This is a genomic window from Myxococcus xanthus, assembly GCF_013116825.1.
GTDB classification, from domain to species: Bacteria; Myxococcota; Myxococcia; order Myxococcales; family Myxococcaceae; genus Myxococcus; species Myxococcus xanthus_B.
Genome location: NZ_JABFNS010000004.1, coordinates 94,161 through 115,144 on the forward strand (window position 1 = coordinate 94,161; position 20,984 = coordinate 115,144).

Sequence of the window (20,984 nt, forward strand, 5' to 3'; positions counted from 1 at the left end):
TGCCACGCTAGCGGCGCCAGGGGTCGCGGGCGCCGTCAGCGGAGCCCAGGGGCGTGGTGCGGAGTTCAGAGGGGGGCTCGCGGCCCTGCTTCCGGTACTCATGCACGAGCGCCTCGATGATGTCCGGTGGTTGGATGGCGCGACCCGCCTCACGCGCGATGAGCGCGGCCGTCAGCACCACGTTGCGAATCTGCCCTCCGGCCAGGTCCGCCGTCGCCGCCAGTCGGTTCAACTCCTTGGCGGGGAGTTCGTGCGCCATGCCCAGATGCGTGGTCCAGAGCGCGCGCCGCTCGGAGGGGCCGGGCAGGGTGAAGTCGATGATGGCATCGAGGCGGCGCGTAAAGGCTGAATCGAACCGGCTCTTGCTGTTGCTGGTCAGGATGGCCACGCCGTCGAAGGCCTCGATTCGCTGGAGCAGGTAGTTCGTCTGTGCGTTGGCGAAGCGGTCGTTCGAGTCCTTCACGTCGGTGCGCTTGGCGAAGAGCGAATCCGCTTCATCGAAGAGCAGCACCAGGTCGGCATGCTCGGCCCGCGCGAAGAGCTGCGAGAGGTTCTTCTCCGTCTCGCCGATGTACTTGCTCGTCACGGACGCCAGGTCCACGCGGTAGAGCGGCAGTCCGAGTTTCGTGGCCAGCCATCCCGCGGCGAGCGTCTTGCCCGTGCCCGACGCCCCCATGAAGAGTGCCCGGACACCCGCGCGATAGCGCACTGTCGCGGAGGGGCCCAGGCCGTGGACCAGATCGTCCCGCGCGCGGCACCGCGCCAGGAGGAGCTCCAGTTCTCGTTTCACCTGGGGCACGAGGACGATGGCGTCGTCGTGGATGGCGTCCATCAAGGGCTCCGCGAGCGTGCTCATGCCCTCGGATTCCGCCTCCCAGGCCGCCGCGAGCACGTCTTGCAACTCGGGCGCCTGCCGCCCGTCCAGCTCCGCCTTCTGCCGGGCCAGCCGGCCAAGCTGGGCAATCCGCCCTGCGCCCTGACGGTGCCGTCGGGCCAGCTCCTCGGCGAGGTCCGGTGCGCCCAGTGAGGACTCCCACAGCGCCCGCCGTTCCTCGCTGGGAGGTCGCGGAACGGACCAGCGCAACACCGCGCGGTCCGCCGCGTCGAGCGTGCCCTCGGGGCCGGTGATGGCTAGCACGGGGCCGTCGTAGTACGGCACGTTGGGAATCACCTTCCGTTCGCCGGGCGCGAGGTCGTGGACATGAATGGGAAGCAGTCCTCGCTGAATCAGGAAGGGCCCCAATCCCCGCTGTAGCTCTGCTCCGAGGAAGAGAGGGGCTCGTCCGAGCGTCATGGCGACCGCCGCCGCCACGGTGCGGGTCTCAGAAACCGACGTGCCGCGCAGCACGAGCGTCGACCGAGGCGAGCCTGCGAGAAAGCGCGCATGCCGGTGCACGCCATCCATGAGGGAGGGAGGCAGCGGTACATCCATGAGGTGGGCCGAGCCGAGCGTTGCCCCAGGCCAGGTGACGTCGTGCTCGGACAGCGCCAGGAGGAGCGGCAGCGGCATGGCCAGCGTCTGCTCGCACAGCGGCAGGTCCTCCCGGAGGCGCGTCAGCAGTCCACTGCCCAGGGCCGCTCCGGCGGTGAGGAGGCGCAGGGCCTCCTGGTCTCCGGAAGCAGCCGGCGCCAGCGCGCTGGAAACCAGTCCCAACGTTGGCCGGGAGGCCCCCACGGGTGTTTGAAGGTACGCGACGGCACGGCCCACCATCGGGTCCTCCTCGACGGCGGCGACCAGGGCCACTGCCAGGAGCTCCACCAGGGAGAGCCCGAGCGCTTCGCCAAGCATGACGAGTCCGGCATCCTCGGAGCCCGGACGTGTGCGGCGCTCCCGTGCGCGAGCGACCCAGTCCCGCCCCGTTGCATCCAGGTGCTGTCGCAGGAAGCGCAGCTCGATGGCCTCTCCATCCCCCGCGCCCTCTTGGGTGAGGGCCAACGCCGCGAGGACCGTGGTGCGAAGGGGCAGGGAGGGCGTCGTCATGCTCCGGTCTCATCGTCTTGATAGTGGTATTGGATGACGCGGGCGAGCCAGGGAACCCAGCCCGGGTTGATGTCGAGCCCCGCGCGGCGGATGCGGATATCCACCTGCGAGGCCGCGAAGACGACGTCCAGATGCGTGCGGGTCGCGACGAGGCGGCCAGGACGGAGGACGAGCTCTCTCAGCCCCATGTGTGCCAGCCGCCGCGTGACTCGGCCCACCGCGAGGAGGGCCGCGCGCGACATGAGGGTGGCGTCATCCCAGGGGAGCCGATGCGCCAGGGGCGTCGTGAGGCATCGGTCGAAGGGTGGGGGCAGCGCTGCCCCGTGAGACGTCGAGGCGAGCGGTAACCGGGCCCGTGCATCGAAGGCAACGCAGCGTCCCGTGGATTCGCGGACGAGACGGAACGGTGCCCGCGCACCGGCGCCTGCCTGAAAGCGCGCGGGGAGGACGAAGGGGCTGGGCTCGGGCAACGGCTCCGCCGCGGCCTCCTGGAGCACGCGGAACAATGGGTCCGTTGAAGGAACACCCAGGCGCTCGGCGACGTGACGGAGGAATCGCTCCGGGATTCCAAGTTCGGCGAGGGCCGGGTGGCCCGCCAGGAACTCCTCGAGGCCCAGCGCGTTCAGCACGGGCAAGAGGAAGAGCAGGCCCCCTGCGGTTGTGGGGAGCGCTTCCTCCGTTGCGGAGTGCAGGGGAGTGTCCTGATGCGCGGTTCCGGTGTCTCCGGGCGCCTCGTGGGTGCCTGCGGCCGCGGGGCGTGCCACCTGCCGCGGAGCCGCGGTCGCGCCCGCCGGGGACGTGGGTGTGGCTTCCAGGTACGTCGTCACGCCGTTGGAAGAAGGCTCGCCGGCTGGTGCCTGCGGCGATGGTTGCGGCGACGCGGCGATGCTCGGAACCACGCCTGTGGCGGCGGGGACAATCCGTGCGTCCTGCCTCAGCGGGGAGTGTCGGGGCGGTTCCCGTGGCGTGGGCAGGTGGGCCGAAGGGGAATCCTGGAGCGCCCCCAGCACCCGCCATGCCCGCGCTGGGAGATTGGGCGCGGCTACCCGGGATGGCACGCGCGTGCAGAGCGCCACCGAGGCCAGCCACAAGGCACGGGCGTCGCCGGCTCCCCAGGTTCGTGCCCAGCGCGCGAGCGTAGTTCGGAGCGGTTCGGCGACCTGCTCCACCGAGCCCACGTCGTCCAGGGGCAGCCGCGGCGCCGGGCGGGACGGCAGGTGTCCCCACCAGGCTCGGGCGAGCGCGGGTCCATCCTGCCATCGCAGCGCGCCCAACAGGGGGGCCAGTGCGCCGAGCGCGTGCAGCTCGGAGACGAGCGTCACCGCGCCGGCATGGCCCGGTCCCGTCCGCAATGCGCTGGCGAGCGCGAGGCGGAGCGCGTCATCTCGGGGCATCCCCGGGTGCAGGCCAGGAACGGCCAACCGCCAGAACCAGGCGTCCAGGGGCAGCCCCTGGGAAAGCCGGGTAGCCAGCAGCACGAACGGCTCCAGTTCATCCCGGAAGTAGACCGCCTGCGCGGTGGCTGCGGACTGCGACCTCGCATGCACCGCGAGCCGCGCCAGCTCGCGCACGCGTTGCTCCACGACGAGCGAGAGCGTGGCCGGGCTGCGGTCCGCGTGAATCGTCCCGAGCGACAGCTGGCGGATGACCAGCACCCGGCCCCCGGGAGCATCCGGAAGGGATGCGGTGCGCAGCGCATCCTCCAGGAGGACCGCCCCTCTCCGGACGAGCGCGGTGCTGGCCGCCGCGAGCTTCACCTGGCGCACCCGCCGTTCCGCGCTCACCGGAGCAGTGTCCGCCGCGGCGTCGGGAGCAGGCCGCCTCGCTGCTCGGGCTCGGAGAACTTCGCCACCGTCTTCTCCGCGAGGTTCACGCTGGCCGCGCTCGTGGAGAAGACGCGCGCGCGGGCCGTGCCGGTGCCCAGGTCCTCCACCACGGCCTGGACCGTGTGAACGCCGGATGCGAGCAGCACATGGGTGCCCACTCGGACGCGCGATGGGTCCACTTGCAGGTCCAGCACCGTGCCCACCCTGGCGGGGGCCGGCTTCGGCAGGTGCCCGGCGACGATTTCTCCCACGGGGGCGTGGCTCGCGAGCAGCAGCGCCGAGCGCACCAGGTCGTTCATCAGCGCCACGGCCTCGGTGCGTGACGGGTTCATCTGCGCGAAGAGCCAGTCCACCAGCTCCTGAAGCTGGCGCCGGCTCGTGACCTCCAGCGTGTTCCACTGGGGCAGCCGGGCCAGGTCCCTCAGGTCCCACGGCGCGTCATACTCGCTGAGCATCGACGCCCACTCCATCCGGACGCGTGGTGGCACCTCGCCGAAGAGGAAGTAGAGGTACGTGGCCACCTTGGCGGTGTTTTCCAACTCGCGGGCCGCGGCTTGTGCGACATCCGGCCGCCCGTGCGCGGTGTCCATCAGGTCGCCGAACGAGGTGATGGGCAACGCCAGCTTCACCAGCTCCGCCCAGCCGCGGTGGACGAGGCTGGCCAGCTCCAGCGTCGCGGTGACGACCCTGGCCTGTGAGACAATCTGGCTCTGCGCGGTGAAGACACGGCTCACGCCTTCACCCGAGCGGCTGGGCGCGCGGGTGATCTGGGGGAGGGCGGGGGGCACGCGCACCGTGGCGCGCTGCCGAGCCCCTTCCAGGGTCCGGTGGACGAGGTCCAGCCGGTCCAGGCGCTGGAACAGCAAGGGCCCCTGCGCGAACCAGTCCAGCGGGGCGTCGCGCAGGAGCTGGATGAGGGCCCAGAGCTCTGGAGGCGCGGCGCGTGTCTCCGCGAGCGCCGCGGGCAGCTCCGACTCGTAGATGCCGGTGTCCAACGCGCGGACGGGCGTGGCGCAGTCCATGACCTGCTCTCTGGGCCGGTGGTAGACGAGGAAGCGAACGTGCTCGCGCAGCACCAGGGCGCGTCGTTCGTTGATGCGTTGCAGCCGGGTCTGCTCCTCGGCCAGGAGCGCGCGAGCCACCATGACGTCCTGGCGGGACTCGGAGACTTCCGTGCCAATCACTGTCAGGCGCGCGCCTCCCCGTGTCTCATGGGCCTGGAGCACGCTCACCAGGCGCCCGCCTTCCTCCAGGGCCTCCCGGTATTGCATGACGCGGTCCTCGAGGTTCCGCAGCACGGCCAGCACGTCTTCGAGCTGGGCCACGGACATGGAGAAGTAGGTGGCCTCTTCCGCTCGCGTGGGCACCTTGGGCGCCACGTAATGGGTGAACACCTGGTTCCAATCCTCCGCCGTCAGCGCACGCAGCTCGCTCAACGGAATGTCGATGCGTGGCTCCGGGGTGGGGATGGGCGGTGGCTGTCCGTCCACCGGCACACGTGACCGACGCCACGGGGGGACCTTCACGTTGGGGACCTGCACGGCCTCGAGGTTGAACTCCATGCCGGAGAGCAGCGTGAACAGCTTCCCGAGCACCTCTCGCTTGATGGCCATCGCCGAGTGGAGCGTGCCGATGACGGGCGATACCTTGAGGAGCCGGTCCCGGAGGTTGGATTGATCCAGGTAGCGGACCGTGGACCAGCTCACCTTGCGCTTCGTGTTCAGGACCCCGATGAACTTCTCCACGTCCGTCAATGTGGCGACACGCGTCTCTGCCTGCGCGACGTCCGTGAGGACGGGGGACGCCGTCATCACGGCGGAGCTGGTGCTCCCCAGCATGAGCTGGCGGACGCGATGGATCTCCGACTGGACCTGAAGGAAGGCCGCGTCCACGGCCTCATCGACTCGCTGGATTCGATTGGACAGGTCGCGCATCAGTCCGCGCAGTCCCTGGGTTCGCTGGGTGGTGTGGAGGGGCGAGCGCACCGGCCGATGCCACAGGAGGTTCTCACGTGCCCTGACAATCACATCCAGTTGGTCGCCGCGGCGGATGGCCGCGGGCGCGGAGCGTGCCACCTCGGTGCCGAGCGTCTTCCAGGGCGTCCAGGTGGTGCCATCGAATCGGGCGTACCGGATGCGTCCGTTGACCGCTCGGGACAGGACATCCAGCACGCCCTTGCCCGGCGCGGACAGCGCGGCGGTGAGCGAATGGCTGCTGCCCAGGTCCTTCCACTCGCTCCACACCAGACCGTTGAAGCGCCGGTGCAGCAGGGAGCTGCCCGTGAGCGCGACCAGATCCACGGTGCCGTCATCCGGTGAGGCGCAGGCCTTGAGCCAGCGGACCTCCCGTCCCAGCGAGTGGTTCGTCCAGACCGCCGCGCCGTGCGTGGGGTCGGGGGAGACGGTGACCTGCTGGATGTTGCGCTGGGCGTCCAGGAGGAAGGCCATGAGCTGGCCACGCGACACCACCGCCGAGATGGGCTCACCCTTGAACGCCAGTGGCGTCTCCAAGGGTCTCGGCCGGATGACGCGGGAGGCGGTGACGGTCATCCACCAGAGCGAGAGGACCTGCCCTCGAAGGGCCTGATAGAAGACGTCCGTGCGGCCCTCGGAGGGAGACACCGCGGCGGCATCTCCCATGACGCCGCTCGCCAGCACGCGCGGGCTGCTCCAGGGCTGATTGCTGACCCGGGTATCCAGGTAGGTGTTGTGCAGGTTGCCCTGGTCGTCCCGGAAGTAGACGTCCAGCCGCCCGCGCGGCCACATCGCCGCGACGGGCACCGAGCGTGACCTGACCCTGCCCTGCAGCACGGGCGTCACCTTGCTCCACGCCCGGCCGTCGAAGGTCCGGTAGCCCAGCGTCCAGAACGGTCCCCGGAACAACACATGCGCCCGGTCCTCGGTGGAGATGACCACGGGCGCGGAGGTGAGCTGTCCCGCGAACTCCAACCGGGGCGTCGGGTCTCCCTGCGGCCGAGGCAGCAAATCGGAGCGCGCATCGACGGCCAACTCCCAGGACGGCTCGAAGTGGTTCTGGAGGTAGGCCTCGGCCGTGGGCACCGTCTCACCCGAGGTTCCGTAGTCCTCTTCGGTGGGGTTCGTCGGGTCGGCGGCGGGGATGTAGCGCGCCTCGTCCGGGTCTGCTTCCGGGTCCACCAGGGGGTAGTGCTTGCCGGTGGCGCCGTACAGGGTGTCCTTGAGGGTGCTCATCCGGGCGCGTACGACGATGCGCCGCTTCAGCCAGCCACCCAGGCGCTGAAGTCCTTCTTCGATGGCGGCGAGGAAGGCGGGGTCCAGCGGTGCGTCATGCAGCAACCCCGGCTCATAGACGGCGCCGGGCACGGGGACGAGGATGCGAACGCGCTCCTCGCGTGTGATGTCCAGCGGCTCCAGGGCCGCGCTGGCCATCGCCACCGTGTCGAGCTGCTCCAGTGGAATGGGGACCGCCTCCAGCTCGAACCGGTCGGGGAAGAAGCGCCGCGTCCAGGCGCGGTAGTCCACGGCGTCCGGTGGCAGCACACCCACGGGCGGCAGGCGACGGAAGTAGAGGATGGCCTTGTCCTGGGCGAGCCGCTCCGGGGGAACCTCTGCCAGGTGGTCATTGAACTGGAGGATGCGCGCCTGCCACAGCACGGGCGAGCCGCGGGACTTCAGCAACGGCGTGCGCGCGCGTGGCAGTCCACCCGCCCGCGCCACCGCATGCCGGTCGACGAACAACGCCTCCGGACCGTCCGGACCCTCCTTGAAGCCCAGCAGCCCCAGCGGAACGCCCGCGTGCTCCCAGGGGGCGAGCAGTCCACTCCGGCGGCGGCGTTCCCGCTCGAAGAGGCTGTACACCAGCCGGCTGCGCCAGCGCAGGGAGTAGTCCTGCGGCATGTCCCAGCCCTCGGGCCAGCCCCAGAGCACCAGCGCCGCGCCCTCCGTCCGCACCGCGTCCTCGAATGAATAGGACTCCGGGTCCACCTCGCAGGCGTCCGTCTGCGAGGCGGGTGGCGTCAGCACGGACGTGGTGGGGACCAGCACCAGCACCGCGGCTCTGGGAAACGGCAGCGGGTCCACGGGGGGCTCCTCGTTGGCGAGTGCCTCCAGGGAGAACGTGGAAGGGTCCCGGTGTCCTGGGAAGAGGGGAATCGCTCCCAGCGGGGCGCGGAGCTGCCGGCGGACGATGACGTCCTCGCCTGTCACGGCGATGCCGTTGCCGGGCCGGACATGGATGAAGGTCTGCGGGCCCACCCGCTCCAGATGAACCTCCAGGCCGGCGACGATGCCCGGCGTGAGGTGCTGGCCCAGGAGCGCGAGCCTGCCGGCGCGATGTTCCTGTTCCAGCGCGAGCGCGTCCGCCGACACGGCGCGTCCCGTAAAGAAGTGGGCCCTCCTCCGCCACTCGGCGTCCACGCCGAAGGGCGCCATGCGTGGCTCCACGCGGAGCACATGTTCGTTGGCCAGTGGATCCGCAATCGGCTTGGTGATCATCTCTCAGCTCCGCAGCGCCAGGAACGCCTCGTCGAGCGACACGCCTTCATCCAGCAGCTTCTTCAGCTCCGTCACGAACGTGGCGTAGGCCGCGGCGGTGAGCGTCATCACGTAGGCCCCGATGTCCGGCATCCGGTAGGACGCAGCCAGGGTGGCCAGCGGCACGTTCAGGAGGCTGGGTGTCGCCTCGAGCCTCGCCAGCCCCTGCTTGACGGTGGCAGGGAAGCGGTTGAGCGCGGCCATGTATTCCTTGTGCTGGAGGCGCTCCAGCCGCAGCGTGGCGGAGGCCAGGCCCGCGAACTGCCACCGCGTGGTTCCGTGGGCGAGCGTGTTGAGCACGGGAACGAGCTGGCCAATGGCCATGGCGGTGCCGCGCTGGGGCAGGGTGGAGAACTCGTCATAGAGCTCCGCCTGCCGGAGCTTCTTCACGAGCTCCTCGAAGTGCTGCTCGCCGTCGTGGTCCTCCGGCTCAGGCAGCGGCTGGCCCGCCGCGGAGTGGCGGTGCGGCAGGCTGCGCCGGCAGGCATACCAGAGGGTCCTCGAGCTGGAGAGCAGCTCGCTCCACGCCGCCTCCACCAGGTCTGTCACGGGCGCTTCTGGCACGGGCTGGACCTGCCAGCGGCGCGTGAGGTCCAGCAGGGCATGCGCGGGCAGTCGCCGCGCCACCTGTCCCACCGCCGCCGCCCGCAGCTTGAGCGGCGCGGCGCGCAGCACCTCGCGGAGGCCCTCCAGGCGCTGCGCCATTCCATGGCGCGCCACGGGCACCATCACCAGGATTGACACCGACTCCAGGGCCTCGCCCGTCTGCGTGAGGTCGATGGGGGGCAGTTGCAGGGACTCGTCGAGGATGGCGCCGAGCTCGTCCTCGGCCACCACCGTCAGCTCGACGTCCACTTCGGGCGGGAAGTAGAACTCCGTGAGGCTGCCCGCCTCAATGGCCGCCGCGGGCAGGGTCCCCGCGGCGGGCAGCGTGAAGAAGTGCTCGCTCGCGAGGAACCGCTCGCTCTGACCCGCCGCGCGACGCGCCTGGAGCACCTCCTTCAGGTGTTGCTGATATTGAAGCGCGTGGGCTTCACGCAGCTCCCGTGAGGCAATGCCGAAGCCCACCACGCTGCGTTGTTCGGCGCCCACCTCTCGCCGCACCAGGAAGGTGTCCAGCCAGCGGAGGGTGCCTCGGTCCAAGGCCAGCATCGCCAGCGGCAGCGCGTCCACGGGGAGGTTCCGCATCCCCGCACCGGCGAAGACTTCATGGGCCGCGCGGCCGCGGCGCGTCTCGAAGGTGCCGCCGCCCACCGGGTCTGGGTAGGGGATGAGCGTCAGCGCCACCGCCTCGATGATGTCGCCGTCCTGCGTGGTCCGCGCGGCGCCCAGCGACGTGGGGTACGAGGCCACCGGGTTCGCCGTGTACTCCACGGGGCGCAGCACCAGCACGTACAACCCAGAGCGGCTCCGCGCCAGCTCGCGCGGCACGGGGGCGAGTCCGAAGGCCGCGTCCAGCCGTTGAATCTCCGGGATGTCGTCCAGGCGGATGCCCGTCAAGTCACGAGGCACGACCACCAATTCGCCGCCGGGTGTCAGCCCATGGCCCAGGCGGACGGTGAGCGTCGTCCGGTCCTGGCTGGGCGTGACGGTCAGCCCGTTCATCACCCCGGTGCCATTGGCGCGTGAGAGGTCGGCCTGCCGCGTGAGGAAGTAGTTCTGCTCCCGGGTGAGGTCCTTCGCGGTGAGGAAGCGCCCGTCGAAGAAGAAGGAGCGCACGCGCCGGTCGTCGTGCACCATTGCCCGGGCGGTCTCCAGCGCTTGTGCCGTCTCCCAGGTGAGCTTCTCCCGGGCGGGTCCACTGGTTGGGTTGAACACGGTTATCCCCCTTCGAGAGAGTCGGGCCTAGAAGACGCCCATCCACCGGGCGAGCGCGGCGGTCGAGAGGCTGAAGGGCCTCAGGTCATTGTCGACGTAGACATTCCCCTGCCGCGTGGGCCGCACCTCCGTGCCGCGCACGTCCTCCACGTTCGTTGCGCCGATGACGACGCGCGCGAGGAAGACCCACGCGGGATCCCTCATCTTCAGGTCGGGCTGGGTCGGGTCCGTCAGCAGCGAGGCCGGGATGAAGGTGTCGCTCCACAGCTTCGCCAGCTCCTGTTCGCGGCTGCCTCGCCAGGCGCTGAAGATGGCCTGCCGAAGCTTGATGCGCCGCTGCACCGGGTCTGGCTCGTCCACGGGGTCCGGGAAGGGGTTCTTGGGGACCTCCGGAGGGGGATACGCCGTGGAGCGCGGCACCAGTCGCAGCTCGTAGCCGTCGCGAATGCGCGAGGCGACCACGGCGTCCATCGCGTCGAAGGGCCCCGCCGCGAAGGCAGGCGTCTTGCCGCGCTCGCACTGGAGGAAACGCAGGAAGAGGTCCGCCACCACTCCGGTGGGCGGAAACCCCGCGGCATCGGGGCTCAGCCGGTACTCGGCGGGCGTGAAGACGCCGAAGTCGGCCATCTCCAGCGGCTCCTGCCAGTACCAGCGGTCCAGCTTGAGACACGCGTCCGTGGGCACTTCCACCAACCGGCCGAAGGGGTCCAACGCGAGCCCGGCGGACACGCGGAGCTCCTCATGCTCCGGCTCGGTGCCCTCGTGGTGACTCACCTTGAGCCCGGCCACCGTCCCGACGCCGTGGAGGTACGCCAGGGCCCGGGTGAGCCGGCCTCGGTGATAGGTCTGCTCGGCGGTGAAGTCTCCCGCGTCCAGGAGCACGCCGGTGTCGTAGTGGAGCCGGTCTCGCGTCTCCGCGTCGAGCAAGGCGTCATTCGGGGGCGACATGGTCATCAACCTCCTTCCAATCTGGGGTCCAGGCTCGACGGACGCTCGATGACGTCCGCGAGCCCCAGCACGCTGTGGCCCACTCGCACCGAGGTGGGGGCGGGGGCGGGTCCGACGTAGGTGTCCACGCCCACCAGCGACGCGACGCCGACGAGCAGCGGACGGCTCGCGGTGATGACGGAGACCTGCACGTGCGCGGGGGCCTCCTGCTCCGCCACCTTCCGGATGAGGCCCAGGGTCCGCGTGTCCGTGCCCTGGTGCACCAGCACCGTGAGCCGGTGTGCCAGCCGCTCCAGGAGCTGCTCCACCGCCTCCGCCTCCGCCCGGCTCTGCAGCGTTTCGTCCCCGAAGACGGCCAGGAACTCCTTGCGCGTCTCATCCCCGAGGAAGAGCGTGTCGCCCACGTAGGAGTTCCCGCTCCGGGCCAGGCCCGGCAGCAACGGGTCCTCCGCGTCCGCGAGGTCCGCGCCGAGGATGGTCGCCAGCGTGCGCCGAAGCCGGAAGTCCTCCACCACCACCACGGCGCCTCGGTTCACCGCGCCGTCGGTGACGAGGTCCAGCGCCAGGCGCAGGCCCTCGACGCAGCCGCGCCGCCGGGCGAGCGCGGGCGCGGACCGGAGCATCGCGCGCCGCTGGCTTTCACCCACCACGGGGTCGAAGGAGAGGCCTACCCAGCTCGCGAGCCACTCCAGCGAATCACCAGGCACGTGCCCCGGGTCGGTGAGCACGTGCGCATGGGCGATGCGGTCCTCGATGGGCGTCAGCACCCCCTCGACGATGCCGAGGAAGCGCTCCAGGAAGTCCGCGGGAGTCGCCCGGCCGGCGGTGTCCGCGTCCTCGCCGAAGAGCTCCTCGCGGTAGAGGGACGGCAGGTAGTTGTCCACGTAGGAGAAGCGCGATGCATACGCGCGCAGCGCTCCCACTTCGGGCGTCCGGCGGCCGTCGCCGAACAGCTCCACCCGCACCCACAGGTACCGTCCGGAGAGCGCACGCACCTTCGCGTGGGCGCGCTGGATGAGGACGGTGAACAGGCCACTCTCGCCCGGGGCCGGCGGCGCGGGCAGCATCCCCGGTTGGAACGGCACCTCCGACGGCAGCGGTACCCAGCTCCCGTGTGGGACGTCTGGATGCACAGGGGCTTCCGGGATGAGGCCCAGGCGATGCTCGTGCCAGCGCGGCGAGGCGCTCGGCGGAGCCAGGGGCTCGTCGGTGGCGGCGAGCCAGACGCGCACCCCGGTGCGTGGGGGCAGCAGCGCCTCCACGTACAGGCGGTGCCACACCGTGCGCCCGTCACCCGAATCGAAGGGCCGGTTCGGCGGGTTGGCGGCGCGGCCCCGCTCCGCGCACCGGGGCAGCGACAGGGCCTGAAGCGGCACTGGCGCCATGTGGGCCAACCCCGGGGTGACGGCGTGGTGCGGAGGCTGCGCCCCCTGGAGGAAGGGGCCCCCGTCATGGCCGGGCAGTGGAAAGTAGTCTCCCTGGGGAATCGCCTCTGAAACACCAGTTGGGAGCGCGTAGGCCACCGCCTCCACCTTGCCGTCATCGAGCAGCGACAGCACCGCGGCGCGGCCGTCCGGAAGGATGGCGAGACTGAAGGGCCGCAGCACGCCCGGGAGCGCGACGGGCGCGGAGAAGCGGCCCGTGTAGAAGCGCAGCCGCGCGTGCGCCGCGTCTGGGGGCACCCCCGCGAGCGCCGGGTCCATGACCCAGCTCAGCACCGCCAGCCGTCCCTCGGCGTCACATGCGAGCGCCACCGGCACTTCGCCAGGCCACGCGAGCGTCTCCAGCACCCGGGTCCGAGGCGGGTCCGGGTTCTCTTCCATGGGGCGGAACAAACCAGCGCCGGAGGGAATGGACAGGATGTCCGGGAGCGGCTGCCCGTCCACGCGGCCGAGCACGGCGGGAGGTGCGTTGGGCGCGAAGGAAGGCGGACCGCTCAGGACGTAGGCGCCACCCCGCGGGTCCGCGGCGATGCGGTGCGCGGGAATCCCCTCGGCCGGGAACACCACGGCGGACCACACCTTGCGCAGGTGGAGCGCCACCACGCGCTGGGCCACCGCGAGGTAGAGGACACCGCCAGCTCCAGGCGACAGGTCCGTCACCGCGCCGGACAACCCCACCTGCGCGGGCTCGAATCGGAGCGTGGTGCCAGCGCCTCCGCCCGCCGCCCGCACCTGCCCGGCCACGTCGTCCCACCAAACCCACGTGCCGAAGGCGTCCACCGCGCCCGGTACGCGAGCGAGCCTGGGCTCCAGCACCGCGAGGTCGAGCGCTTCATCGAAGGTGCGACTCTCTCCCAGGCTCCCCAGCCGGAGCGTCCTGCGCTTCGCGTCGTAGAGACACACCTCGCCCGCGGAGACCGAGCTCTCCGTGACCCAGTCCGGCGCGTCCGCCAGCATGTAGAACCGGAGGCGGTTGGCGTCCATCAGCAGACCTCGGGGACCATGGGCACCGCCACGCCCGCCTGCGAGGAGTCCATGCCGCCGCTTCCCTCATCACCGATGCCGTGGAGCATCGTCGGCACCTCCCCGTCGGCATTCACCGCCACCTTGAGCAGCTCCGGGAGCTGCCAGTCCGCGATGGACAGCTCCACCGGCGTCGTCGCGGTGCTGCCCTTGAGCTGGAGCCAGCTCGGGTTGACTGGACCCTCGGCCTGCCGGACGGACGGGGCAGGGGGCTCCACCGTGAAGCGCGCCACGTCGGCCGTGGCTCCGGCGCGGCGAGGGTCTCTCAGCACGCGCGTCACCGTTCCCCAGGCGAAGAGGCTCACCCCGGCGATGCTGGCCACCCCGGGGACCTGCGCCACCGCCACATAGAGCTCCCGGTCCTGGACGTCCCGGCCCAGCGGCCAGCCCTCTCCGGTGGGACCTCCCGCCGGCAGCGGGAAGATGAAGCGGCGCACGGCCTGCCGCACCGCCTGCACCACCGTCTCCCTGCCAAAGCCCTCGCGCACGGTGATGCCCACGCCGAGCCCCAGTGGGACGTACTCGCAGCCAACCACGTAGAGCTCGGTGGTGAGCGGCCGGCGCGCATCCAGGTAGGCATGGACGGCTTCCAGCAATGGCCGGTCCGCCCGCGGGTAGGGCGGCTCGAGCCGCGTGGCCGTGGGCAACACCATGACGGAGACGACACCGGGGACACCGTCCCGCCGTCGCCTTGGCTCGAAGCGGGGCAGCACCTCCACACGCCCCAACTGCACGCCGGGGGTGCTCGCCGCGAGCCGCCGGTAGTCCTCCTCCGTCACGGCCCGGTCCACGTGGCGCAGCAGCGCGGGGATGCGGCGCTCGGCCTCCGCCAGCGTCTCCGCGTCCCGGCCACCCAGCGTGGGCTCCGGCTGTTGCACCCGCAGCCCCGGCGCGGGGCTTCCATCGACCCGGAAGGCGCTGATGTCCTTCAGGCTGCCAGGCGGGAGGTTTCCCGCGGCGCCGCCGCCGCTGCGCATCCGGGCCACCAGCACCTGGGCACCCGCGGGAGGCACGCGCCCTCGCACGCCGTCTCCACAGCGGGCGGTGCCTGCCTCGGAGTCCAGGGCGTAGACGGGCTCGTCGCGCCGGGCCAGCGCGAGGTCCTCGATGAGCCGCCACTCGCGGTAGCCCGCCCCTGGCTCTTCGATGAAGAGCTGGAACGTCGCGCGCTCCACGGAGCCGGAGGGCAGGCGAAACTCCTGCTCCGCGTTGCCGTCGCTCTGTCCAATCAGGCGTCCGCCGGTCGTCTCGCGCTGGTCCACTTCGACCGCGTTGATGTCCACCCAGCCCAGCGCGAAGCGCTCCGGCCTTCCGCTGGGACGCAGGCGCAGCCAGGTCACCAATCGCGCCGCCACTCTCGGGTCGTCCAGGCGCGGCGGCCGGTCGCCCAGGCCGGCGCGCGCGTCCGCCCTCACGTCATTGACCGGCGCGCCCAGGTCGGATGGCAACAGCAGCCGCACGACGCCCCGGCGGGACAGCTCCTGCGTCGAGTCCGCCACGACGGTGAGCCGGTGGTACACCGGCAACCCGTCCGCGGCGGGCGTGCCCGTCACTTCCCAGACGTGCGGCAGCCGGCCGCGCGCTCCGAGCAGCTCGGACAGGGCGGGGACCTCCATGACGGGGGAGATGCCCACGCTCAGGACGCGAGGCCCCTGTCCGTTCCCCTTCGTCAGGTCCTCCCGGAGGGCCACCACGTGCTCCGCCTTGGGGGCGAGCAGCGCGAGCCACAGGCTCCCGTCCACCGTCTCCGTCACCAGGTCCAGCCCGCGCGGGTCAGCGGCGCCGAGCGGGAACACGGGCGTCGTCGCGTAGAAGCCGTGCTGGGCCTTGGGGTCCAGGCCGTAGACCTGCGCGAGCCGGGGCAGCATCGACGCGTGCTGCTGACGCTCCGTCTCCGTGAGCGGGCGCTTTCGGTACGCCTCGGCGGTGAGGTGCACCACGGTCAGCTCATCCAGCGTCTCGAAGGGCACGGGCTTGCGCAACGAGGCGAAGGCCCGCAGCGACACGGAAGGCTGGAGCACCTCGGTGTCGAAGTGGACGCTCACCACGCCGGTGGCGGCCTCGGCGGGGCGCAGGCTCGCGCCCAGCAGCCGAAGGAAGGCCAGTCGCTGGCGCTCGGGGATGAGGTTGGCGCGGTAGAGGATGGAGTCCGCCAGCCAGGCAAAGAGCTCCAGCAGGGTGCGCCCCGGGTCGCCCACGCGGGCATGGGTCCACTCCGGGGTATGGCCCGGGATGCGGGAGAGCAGCTCCTCGACGAGGTCCGGGAAGCTCCTGTCGTCGAGTCGGGGAGGAATGATGGGCATCTAGCCTCCGAGGTCCATGGCGAGCCCGAGCTGCTGCACGTCACCCGTGCGGCGCAGGCGGTAGACGATTTCCACGCGGACCTGGGTGGGCAGGTCCGCCAGCTCCAGTACGTCCACGCGGATGAGTTCCAGGCGCGGCTCCCACTCGGTGAGCGCGCGCTGCACCAGCTCCTGGATGCGCCGGCGGGTGGACACGGTGTTGGGCTGCCCCACCATCCGCTCCAGCCCGGCGCCGAAGCCCTGCCGCATGAGCTGCTCGCCGGGGCGCGTGCGGAGGATGACCTCGATGGACTGACGCACGCTGGCTTCCAGCGAAGGAAACGCCAGCTCGCCGCGTTCGTCCGGCACGAGCCGCAGCGGAAAGCCCACGGGAGGGCGCCTGTCGGGAGGCTTCAGGCTCATGGCGCGGTCAGTCCTCGAACCGCTCGCGCAGCGAGGCGGGAATGGGGATGCAGATCTTGATGAGGGCAATCCAGAAGAAGACGATGTTCAGCATCGACAGGAAGAGGTTGAGGACGATGAAGGCGCAGAGGGTGATGATGGGAATGTTGAACCCACAGAGCCACCCGATGCCCTGACCCGCGGGGGGGCTGGCTGAGCCTTCGAGGAAGTCCTTCGGCGAGTTCTTGTTCAGCAGCTCGTTCATCCCCGGCGGCACCTGGAAGGTGACGTTGGGCTTGAAGGCGCTCAGGTCCTTGAGCGACGGAAGGGGGATGAGGACGGGAGGCCGTTTTCCGCGCTCATGCCAGGCGGCGATGGTGAAGGGGGCGCTCTCCTCGCTCCAGACGATGGCGGGTGGGCAGCCATCCTCGCGGCGGACCCGGACGAAGGCCCTGGCCACATAGCGCGAGCCACGCCGTTCGAAGCGCCGCTCGGGAGGGATGAGGTCCCGCATCCGTGGCGCGGTGGCGGCCTTCGCCGCCTGGAGGAGCTGGGCCGCCTCCGAGGCATTGGGATGCGTCCACGAACGAGGCAACGCCACCGTGCCCGTCTTCCCCTGGACGAGGACGTCCGCCAGCCCGGAGAGCGCCGTGCCCGCGGGCCGCTTCTGGCCATTGCCATAGTCGAGCTGCACCCGGTTCATCGCCGTCATGAGCGCGGGCACCTTGAAGGCGTCGAACACCGCGACCAGTCCACGCAGGAAGTCGATGAACAGGGCGAGCTTGTCGTGCTTCGCCTGCGGCAATCTGCGCTGGGCCACGTCCTGGTAGGTGACCGACAGGCCTTCGAGCCCTGTCCAGTCCACCGTCTTTCCCGCCGCGAAGTAGGGGGACAGCAGGCTCCGCACCTGCGCGTCGTCGAACGCGGGCGCTGTGCTGGATGCGCCCTCCGGTGCTTCACTGCTCGCCACCTGGAGCAGTCCGTACAGCACGGTGCGCTTCGCCGCGGCGCACGCGTCGGGCGGCGCGATGAAGAGCGATGTCACGGTTTCCTGGTCCCGGCTGGTGGCCCGCATGAGGCGCAGCAGCTCGCGGCGGACGTCCGCGGGGCCGGGGCCCTGGGGCCCTTCGCGCCGTCCAGGGTCGGGGTCGCGCTCCTGTTCCTCACCGTCGAGCACGACCCAGCCGGCGACCTTGCCGTCCCGCCGAACCCAGGCCTCGCGCGTATTGCCCGCGCCCACACGTCGGATGACGAGCCCCGCGCTGTCGATTCGGGTCGCCTCGACCCGAGGCTCACCGAACACGTCGCAGCAGGCCTCCAGCAAGGCCACGTTGAACACCCCGTGAACGGGCTGGAGCAGCTTGAGCCCCTGGGGGTTGAGCGCTCCATCGGAGATGAGGGTGTCCGCCAGCGCCTTGCGGCCTTCCTCGGACCTGAGCTCTCCGAAGATGGCTTGAACGAACTCCTGGTCCTGCCGCTCGACGAACGCGGGGGCGCCGCGCTGGGCCGCCAGCGGGGCTCCGGTGGCTCCGTCGAAAACGAGCCCGCGCAGCTTGACGGGGTGGCTCACCATACGTTGCCCGCCCCTGGCGTGTACGTCACGCCCATCACCGAGTTGGTCTGCAGCGTGTCGCACTTCACGACGCCCGAGAAGGACGACATCGCCGCGTTGACCGTGACCTGACCGGCGCTCACCTCCACCTGACTGGCGGTGACGGACACCGTGGTCGCGGCCCGGACGGTGACGCCCTGCTGGGCGAGCGTGACGGTGTTGCCCGCTGCCTCCAGCGTGAGCTCGCCTCCGCTGGCCTGCTTCAGCGTGGCGCTCACGCCACCGGGGACTTCCAGGGTGATTTGCGCGGTGCCCTCGCTCGCTTCGACGATGGCGATGCGGCTGCCATTCCGGGCCTTGATGACGTAGCGGTCCACGCGATTTCCACCGGGCGTCTCCGGCGGACGGGCGCGTCCGTTCCACAGGCCCCCCACGACCAGCGGCTGGCGCGGGTCTCCTCCGGCGAAGACCACGGCCACCTCGTCATCCTTGTCCGGGAGGAAGAGCGCGCCCCAGCCACTGCCGGAGAACGGCACGGCGACCCGCGCCCACAAGGCCACGTCCGCATCGGCCAGGCCCTCGGGCGCGGTGAGCAGGCGGACCTTGACGCGCGCCAGGTGCTCGGGGTCCTCCACGGACACGACCTTCGCCAGATAGGTGCCGAGCATGGCGCCCAGCAGGCGGCGCTCCTGAGCGTGTGCGGTGTCGGTCATGGCTCTCCCAGGAAGGCGCACTCGGCCTCGAAGTCCGTCTCGTAGCCGTGGAGGGTGTCGTAGCGGTGGCTGGCGCGGACCACGTAGTAGGTGTTGTCGAAGCGAGCGCTCATGCCGCTGAGCCTCACGTGCGTCCCCACGCGGAGCGCGGGGGTTCCCTCCGCGGTGGCGTCGACGCGGACGAAGCGCCGGGCGCGCGCATCGAAGGCGGCCCTGGCGATGGCGGTGGCCTCGTCGCTGGTGGACACGGGCAGGGAGCCGAGGTGCTCTGTCCGAGGGCCCAGCGTCTGCTGGAGCAGCTCCGCGCCGGTACGACCCTCGCCCGGGCCGGGACGCGAGCCGGCGCTCTGGCCGGAGACCGCGGCCCCCTGGATGGCGTTCCACCCGGTGCAGGTGACTTGGGTGGCCTGATGCGCCAGGTCCGCCGTGACGCGCACCCGGCGGAGCTCGGAGTAGAGGGTCAGCTCCAGGGTGCCCCGGCGCACCGCGCTCCGTGTGGAGACGTGGAGCTCGTCACCCGTCACCTGCAGGTCCGCATCCCGCGTGGCCAGCAATCGGCGCACGAAGGCCAGGTCGCTTTCGTTCCACTGGACCTGGAGGCCCAGGGACTCTCGAAGGCCTGTGATGACGGGCGTCAGGCCCAGGTCCCGGGCGAGCTTCTCCGCCAGCTCGGCCAGCTTGAGGTCGCTGTGGACGTGCGTGCGCCGCGCGAGCCTTGCTCTCTGCAGTGCGTCCTCGGCGAGCACGACGAACTCCGGCGCGGAGTCGTGCGAGAACACGGCTTCGATGGCGGTGATGACGCCGCGAAAAATTTCCTGAGGGGCGCTCTCGGGACCGGTGTAGATGCCGATGGGGGCTCCGAGCCTGAGCAGTTGCTCGTCCTCGAAGACCTGCTCGGCCACGGTGTCGGCGTAGCGGGCGACTGCCTCGAAGCGCAGCTCGAGCGAGCACAGCCCGCCTTCGGCTTCCTCGACCCGCATGCTGCTGACCAGACCGGTGACGCGTGCGTCGGCCTTGCCGAAGATGCGCACCGTGGGGCGGTGATGTTCTGGCTGTGACGTGGCGTCAGTCATGGAGAACGGGGAGCGGACTCAGTCGGCGAGGAGGCGGGCCTTGCGTTGCATGAGGAGCCGGATGGCGCGGGCAATCGATGTCGGATCCACCGGAGGCGGCGTGAGCGCTGGCCCCGTGGCCGGACGCTGGCTCGCGTCTGGCGTGGAACCCGAGACGACGGACCCCTGGACCTCGTCGAAGACGATGGACATGGCTCAATCTCCCTCGAAGCGGAGGCGGCCCCTGGGGGGCAGGGTCGCGCCGAAGCGGGGCCTGGTGACTCGGGCACGTCCTCCGAGCTCGAAGAGGCCGTCTCCGGTGGTTTCGTAGGTGTAGGTGTCCACGTGCCCGGTGGAGCGCACGGTCTCCAGTCGGATGGAGGTGCGTGGAGGACCGGCGCGCAGTCCCACGAACGCGCCTGCTGTAGCTGAGAGGCCCGCGGAGGCTTGCGCGCCAGACCAGGCATTTGCGGTCCAGCCCGAGGCGGATGCCCCCGTGGTCGCGGGGAAGTTGGCTCCAGCGGAGAAGGACGCTCCCGCGGAGAAGATCGGGCTCGATGCGGACGCACCCACGCCGAATGAGGCTGAGCCTCCCGCGACTGCCCCCGCGGTGAAGGTGGCGCTGCCTCCGAACGAGGCGCCCGCTGAGAAGGCTCCGCCGGCTGAGAAGCCTCCACCCGCTGAGATGCCACCGCCGGCCGAGAAGCCCCCACCGGCGGCGAACACGCCACTCGCGCCGATTCCACCGCCAAGGCCGAGTCCTGCGCCCGCGCTGAACCCACCTCCAACGCCGAACCCAGCACCCACTCCGATTCCACCTCCCACGCCCGCGCTCAGGGCTCCGCCTGTTGCGAACGCGGTGGGCGGGGCCAGCGGGACGGACGGGTCGACGGTCATCACGTCCTGGCTGGGGAAGCGCGGATTGTCTTCACTGTTCTGCTCCGCGACGGCGCGCGAGATGGGCTGGTCGCGCGCAGCGGCCATCTGCCGCGAACTTTCGCCTTCAGCTCCCCTGGAGAAGACGCGTTGCTGCCGCGTCATGCCCACCGAGACGGTCGAACGCAGGGGGATGCCATCGGATGCGAAGAAGTCGATGGTCTCCCGATAGGTGTCCACCAGACCGGTGAATTCGAAGGCGCCCCACCGGAAGGTGACGTCCGGAGGAATCTGGCTCTTGGCGCCCATGAACTGCGCAATGCGTATCGTGTGGTCGCAGACGTTGGCGCCCGTGCCGGTGGTGTCGAACACCAGCTCCAGGGTGAGCTTCGCGCTGCTCTCCGAGACGAACTGCTGGTTCTCCTGGCCCTGGGCGTTCTGGAGCTTGTTGGTGACGGTGTACTGGAGAGAGCTCGGGTTGAAGTGCACCAGCACCTCTTCGCCGTTGCTCTCGTTGATGAAGCTCGCGCTCTCGGGAGTCGTGTCTGGCATGGCGCG

General features: G+C 70.8%; 13 protein-coding genes. All 13 read right to left on the bottom strand.

The genetic code is table 11. The features are described from left to right. Positions 1 to 7 precede the first annotated feature (7 nt). Genes HNV26_RS02280 through HNV26_RS02340 form a run of 13 tightly spaced genes read right to left on the bottom strand, consistent with a single transcriptional unit; the run spans position 8 to position 20,978 of the window. Complete coding sequence (locus HNV26_RS02280) at positions 8 to 1,981, bottom strand: ATP-binding protein (RefSeq protein WP_171440498.1); 1,974 nt, start codon at positions 1,979 to 1,981, stop codon at positions 8 to 10. Next, positions 1,978 to 3,765, bottom strand: coding sequence for a hypothetical protein (locus HNV26_RS02285; RefSeq protein ID WP_171440497.1), 1,788 nt, complete (start codon positions 3,763 to 3,765; stop codon positions 1,978 to 1,980). Before HNV26_RS02285 ends, HNV26_RS02280 begins: the two co-directional genes overlap by 4 nt. Further along, positions 3,762 to 8,279, bottom strand: coding sequence for a DUF8189 domain-containing protein (locus HNV26_RS02290; protein WP_171452760.1), 4,518 nt, complete (start codon positions 8,277 to 8,279; stop codon positions 3,762 to 3,764). Before HNV26_RS02290 ends, HNV26_RS02285 begins: the two co-directional genes overlap by 4 nt. 3 nt (positions 8,280 to 8,282) lie before the next feature. Further along, complete coding sequence (locus HNV26_RS02295; RefSeq protein WP_171442881.1) at positions 8,283 to 10,136, bottom strand: hypothetical protein; 1,854 nt, start codon at positions 10,134 to 10,136, stop codon at positions 8,283 to 8,285. Positions 10,137 to 10,163: 27 nt separating this feature from the next. Continuing rightward, a complete protein-coding gene (locus HNV26_RS02300; protein ID WP_253816130.1) occupies positions 10,164 to 11,084 on the bottom strand; it encodes a hypothetical protein in 921 nt (306 codons plus the stop codon). A gap of 5 nt (positions 11,085 to 11,089) precedes the next feature. Next, the gene (locus tag HNV26_RS38860) at positions 11,090 to 13,510 is read right to left on the bottom strand and encodes a phage tail protein (RefSeq protein WP_171442883.1); all 2,421 of its coding nucleotides are present in this window, start codon (positions 13,508 to 13,510) and stop codon (positions 11,090 to 11,092) included. Continuing rightward, positions 13,510 to 15,852: a putative baseplate assembly protein gene (locus HNV26_RS02310; RefSeq protein WP_171442884.1), complete on the bottom strand. Its 2,343-nt coding sequence runs from the start codon at positions 15,850 to 15,852 to the stop codon at positions 13,510 to 13,512. Before HNV26_RS02310 ends, HNV26_RS38860 begins: the two co-directional genes overlap by 1 nt. Continuing rightward, positions 15,853 to 16,254, bottom strand: a complete 402-nt coding sequence (locus HNV26_RS02315) for a GPW/gp25 family protein (RefSeq protein ID WP_171442885.1) — start codon at positions 16,252 to 16,254, stop codon at positions 15,853 to 15,855. It lies immediately after the preceding gene. Between the two features lie 7 nt (positions 16,255 to 16,261). After that, positions 16,262 to 17,806 carry a hypothetical protein gene (locus HNV26_RS02320; RefSeq protein ID WP_216611726.1) on the bottom strand — a complete coding sequence of 515 codons (1,545 nt, stop codon included), beginning with the start codon at positions 17,804 to 17,806 and terminating at the stop codon, positions 16,262 to 16,264. Then, positions 17,800 to 18,498: a phage baseplate assembly protein V gene (locus HNV26_RS02325; RefSeq protein WP_171442887.1), complete on the bottom strand. Its 699-nt coding sequence runs from the start codon at positions 18,496 to 18,498 to the stop codon at positions 17,800 to 17,802. The genes HNV26_RS02320 and HNV26_RS02325 overlap by 7 nt, the downstream gene beginning before the upstream one ends. After that, the gene (locus tag HNV26_RS02330) at positions 18,495 to 19,571 is read right to left on the bottom strand and encodes a phage late control D family protein (RefSeq protein ID WP_171442888.1); all 1,077 of its coding nucleotides are present in this window, start codon (positions 19,569 to 19,571) and stop codon (positions 18,495 to 18,497) included. Before HNV26_RS02330 ends, HNV26_RS02325 begins: the two co-directional genes overlap by 4 nt. 18 nt (positions 19,572 to 19,589) lie before the next feature. Next, positions 19,590 to 19,763 (bottom strand): hypothetical protein, encoded by a 174-nt coding sequence (locus tag HNV26_RS02335; RefSeq protein WP_171442889.1) that lies wholly within the window; start codon positions 19,761 to 19,763, stop codon positions 19,590 to 19,592. 3 nt (positions 19,764 to 19,766) lie between these two features. Further along, entirely contained in the window at positions 19,767 to 20,978 is a 1,212-nt protein-coding gene (locus tag HNV26_RS02340; RefSeq protein WP_171442890.1) for a CIS tube protein, read from the bottom strand. Between the last annotated feature and the right edge of the window lie 6 nt (positions 20,979 to 20,984).

Excerpts from the sequence above, each read along its gene's own strand:
- HNV26_RS02280 (WP_171440498.1), bottom strand. The coding sequence starts at position 1,981 with ATGACGACGCCCTCCCTGCCCCTTCGCACCACGGTCCTCGCGGCGTTG.
- HNV26_RS02290 (WP_171452760.1), bottom strand. The coding sequence starts at position 8,279 with ATGATCACCAAGCCGATTGCGGATCCACTGGCCAACGAACATGTGCTC.
- HNV26_RS02300 (WP_253816130.1), bottom strand. The coding sequence starts at position 11,084 with ATGTCGCCCCCGAATGACGCCTTGCTCGACGCGGAGACGCGAGACCGG.
- HNV26_RS38860 (WP_171442883.1), bottom strand. The coding sequence starts at position 13,510 with ATGGACGCCAACCGCCTCCGGTTCTACATGCTGGCGGACGCGCCGGAC.
- HNV26_RS02310 (WP_171442884.1), bottom strand. The coding sequence starts at position 15,852 with ATGCCCATCATTCCTCCCCGACTCGACGACAGGAGCTTCCCGGACCTC.
- HNV26_RS02315 (WP_171442885.1), bottom strand. The coding sequence starts at position 16,254 with ATGAGCCTGAAGCCTCCCGACAGGCGCCCTCCCGTGGGCTTTCCGCTG.
- HNV26_RS02320 (WP_216611726.1), bottom strand. The coding sequence starts at position 17,806 with ATGGTGAGCCACCCCGTCAAGCTGCGCGGGCTCGTTTTCGACGGAGCC.
- HNV26_RS02325 (WP_171442887.1), bottom strand. The coding sequence starts at position 18,498 with ATGACCGACACCGCACACGCTCAGGAGCGCCGCCTGCTGGGCGCCATG.
- HNV26_RS02330 (WP_171442888.1), bottom strand. The coding sequence starts at position 19,571 with ATGACTGACGCCACGTCACAGCCAGAACATCACCGCCCCACGGTGCGC.
- HNV26_RS02335 (WP_171442889.1), bottom strand. The coding sequence starts at position 19,763 with ATGTCCATCGTCTTCGACGAGGTCCAGGGGTCCGTCGTCTCGGGTTCC.
- HNV26_RS02340 (WP_171442890.1), bottom strand. The coding sequence starts at position 20,978 with ATGCCAGACACGACTCCCGAGAGCGCGAGCTTCATCAACGAGAGCAAC.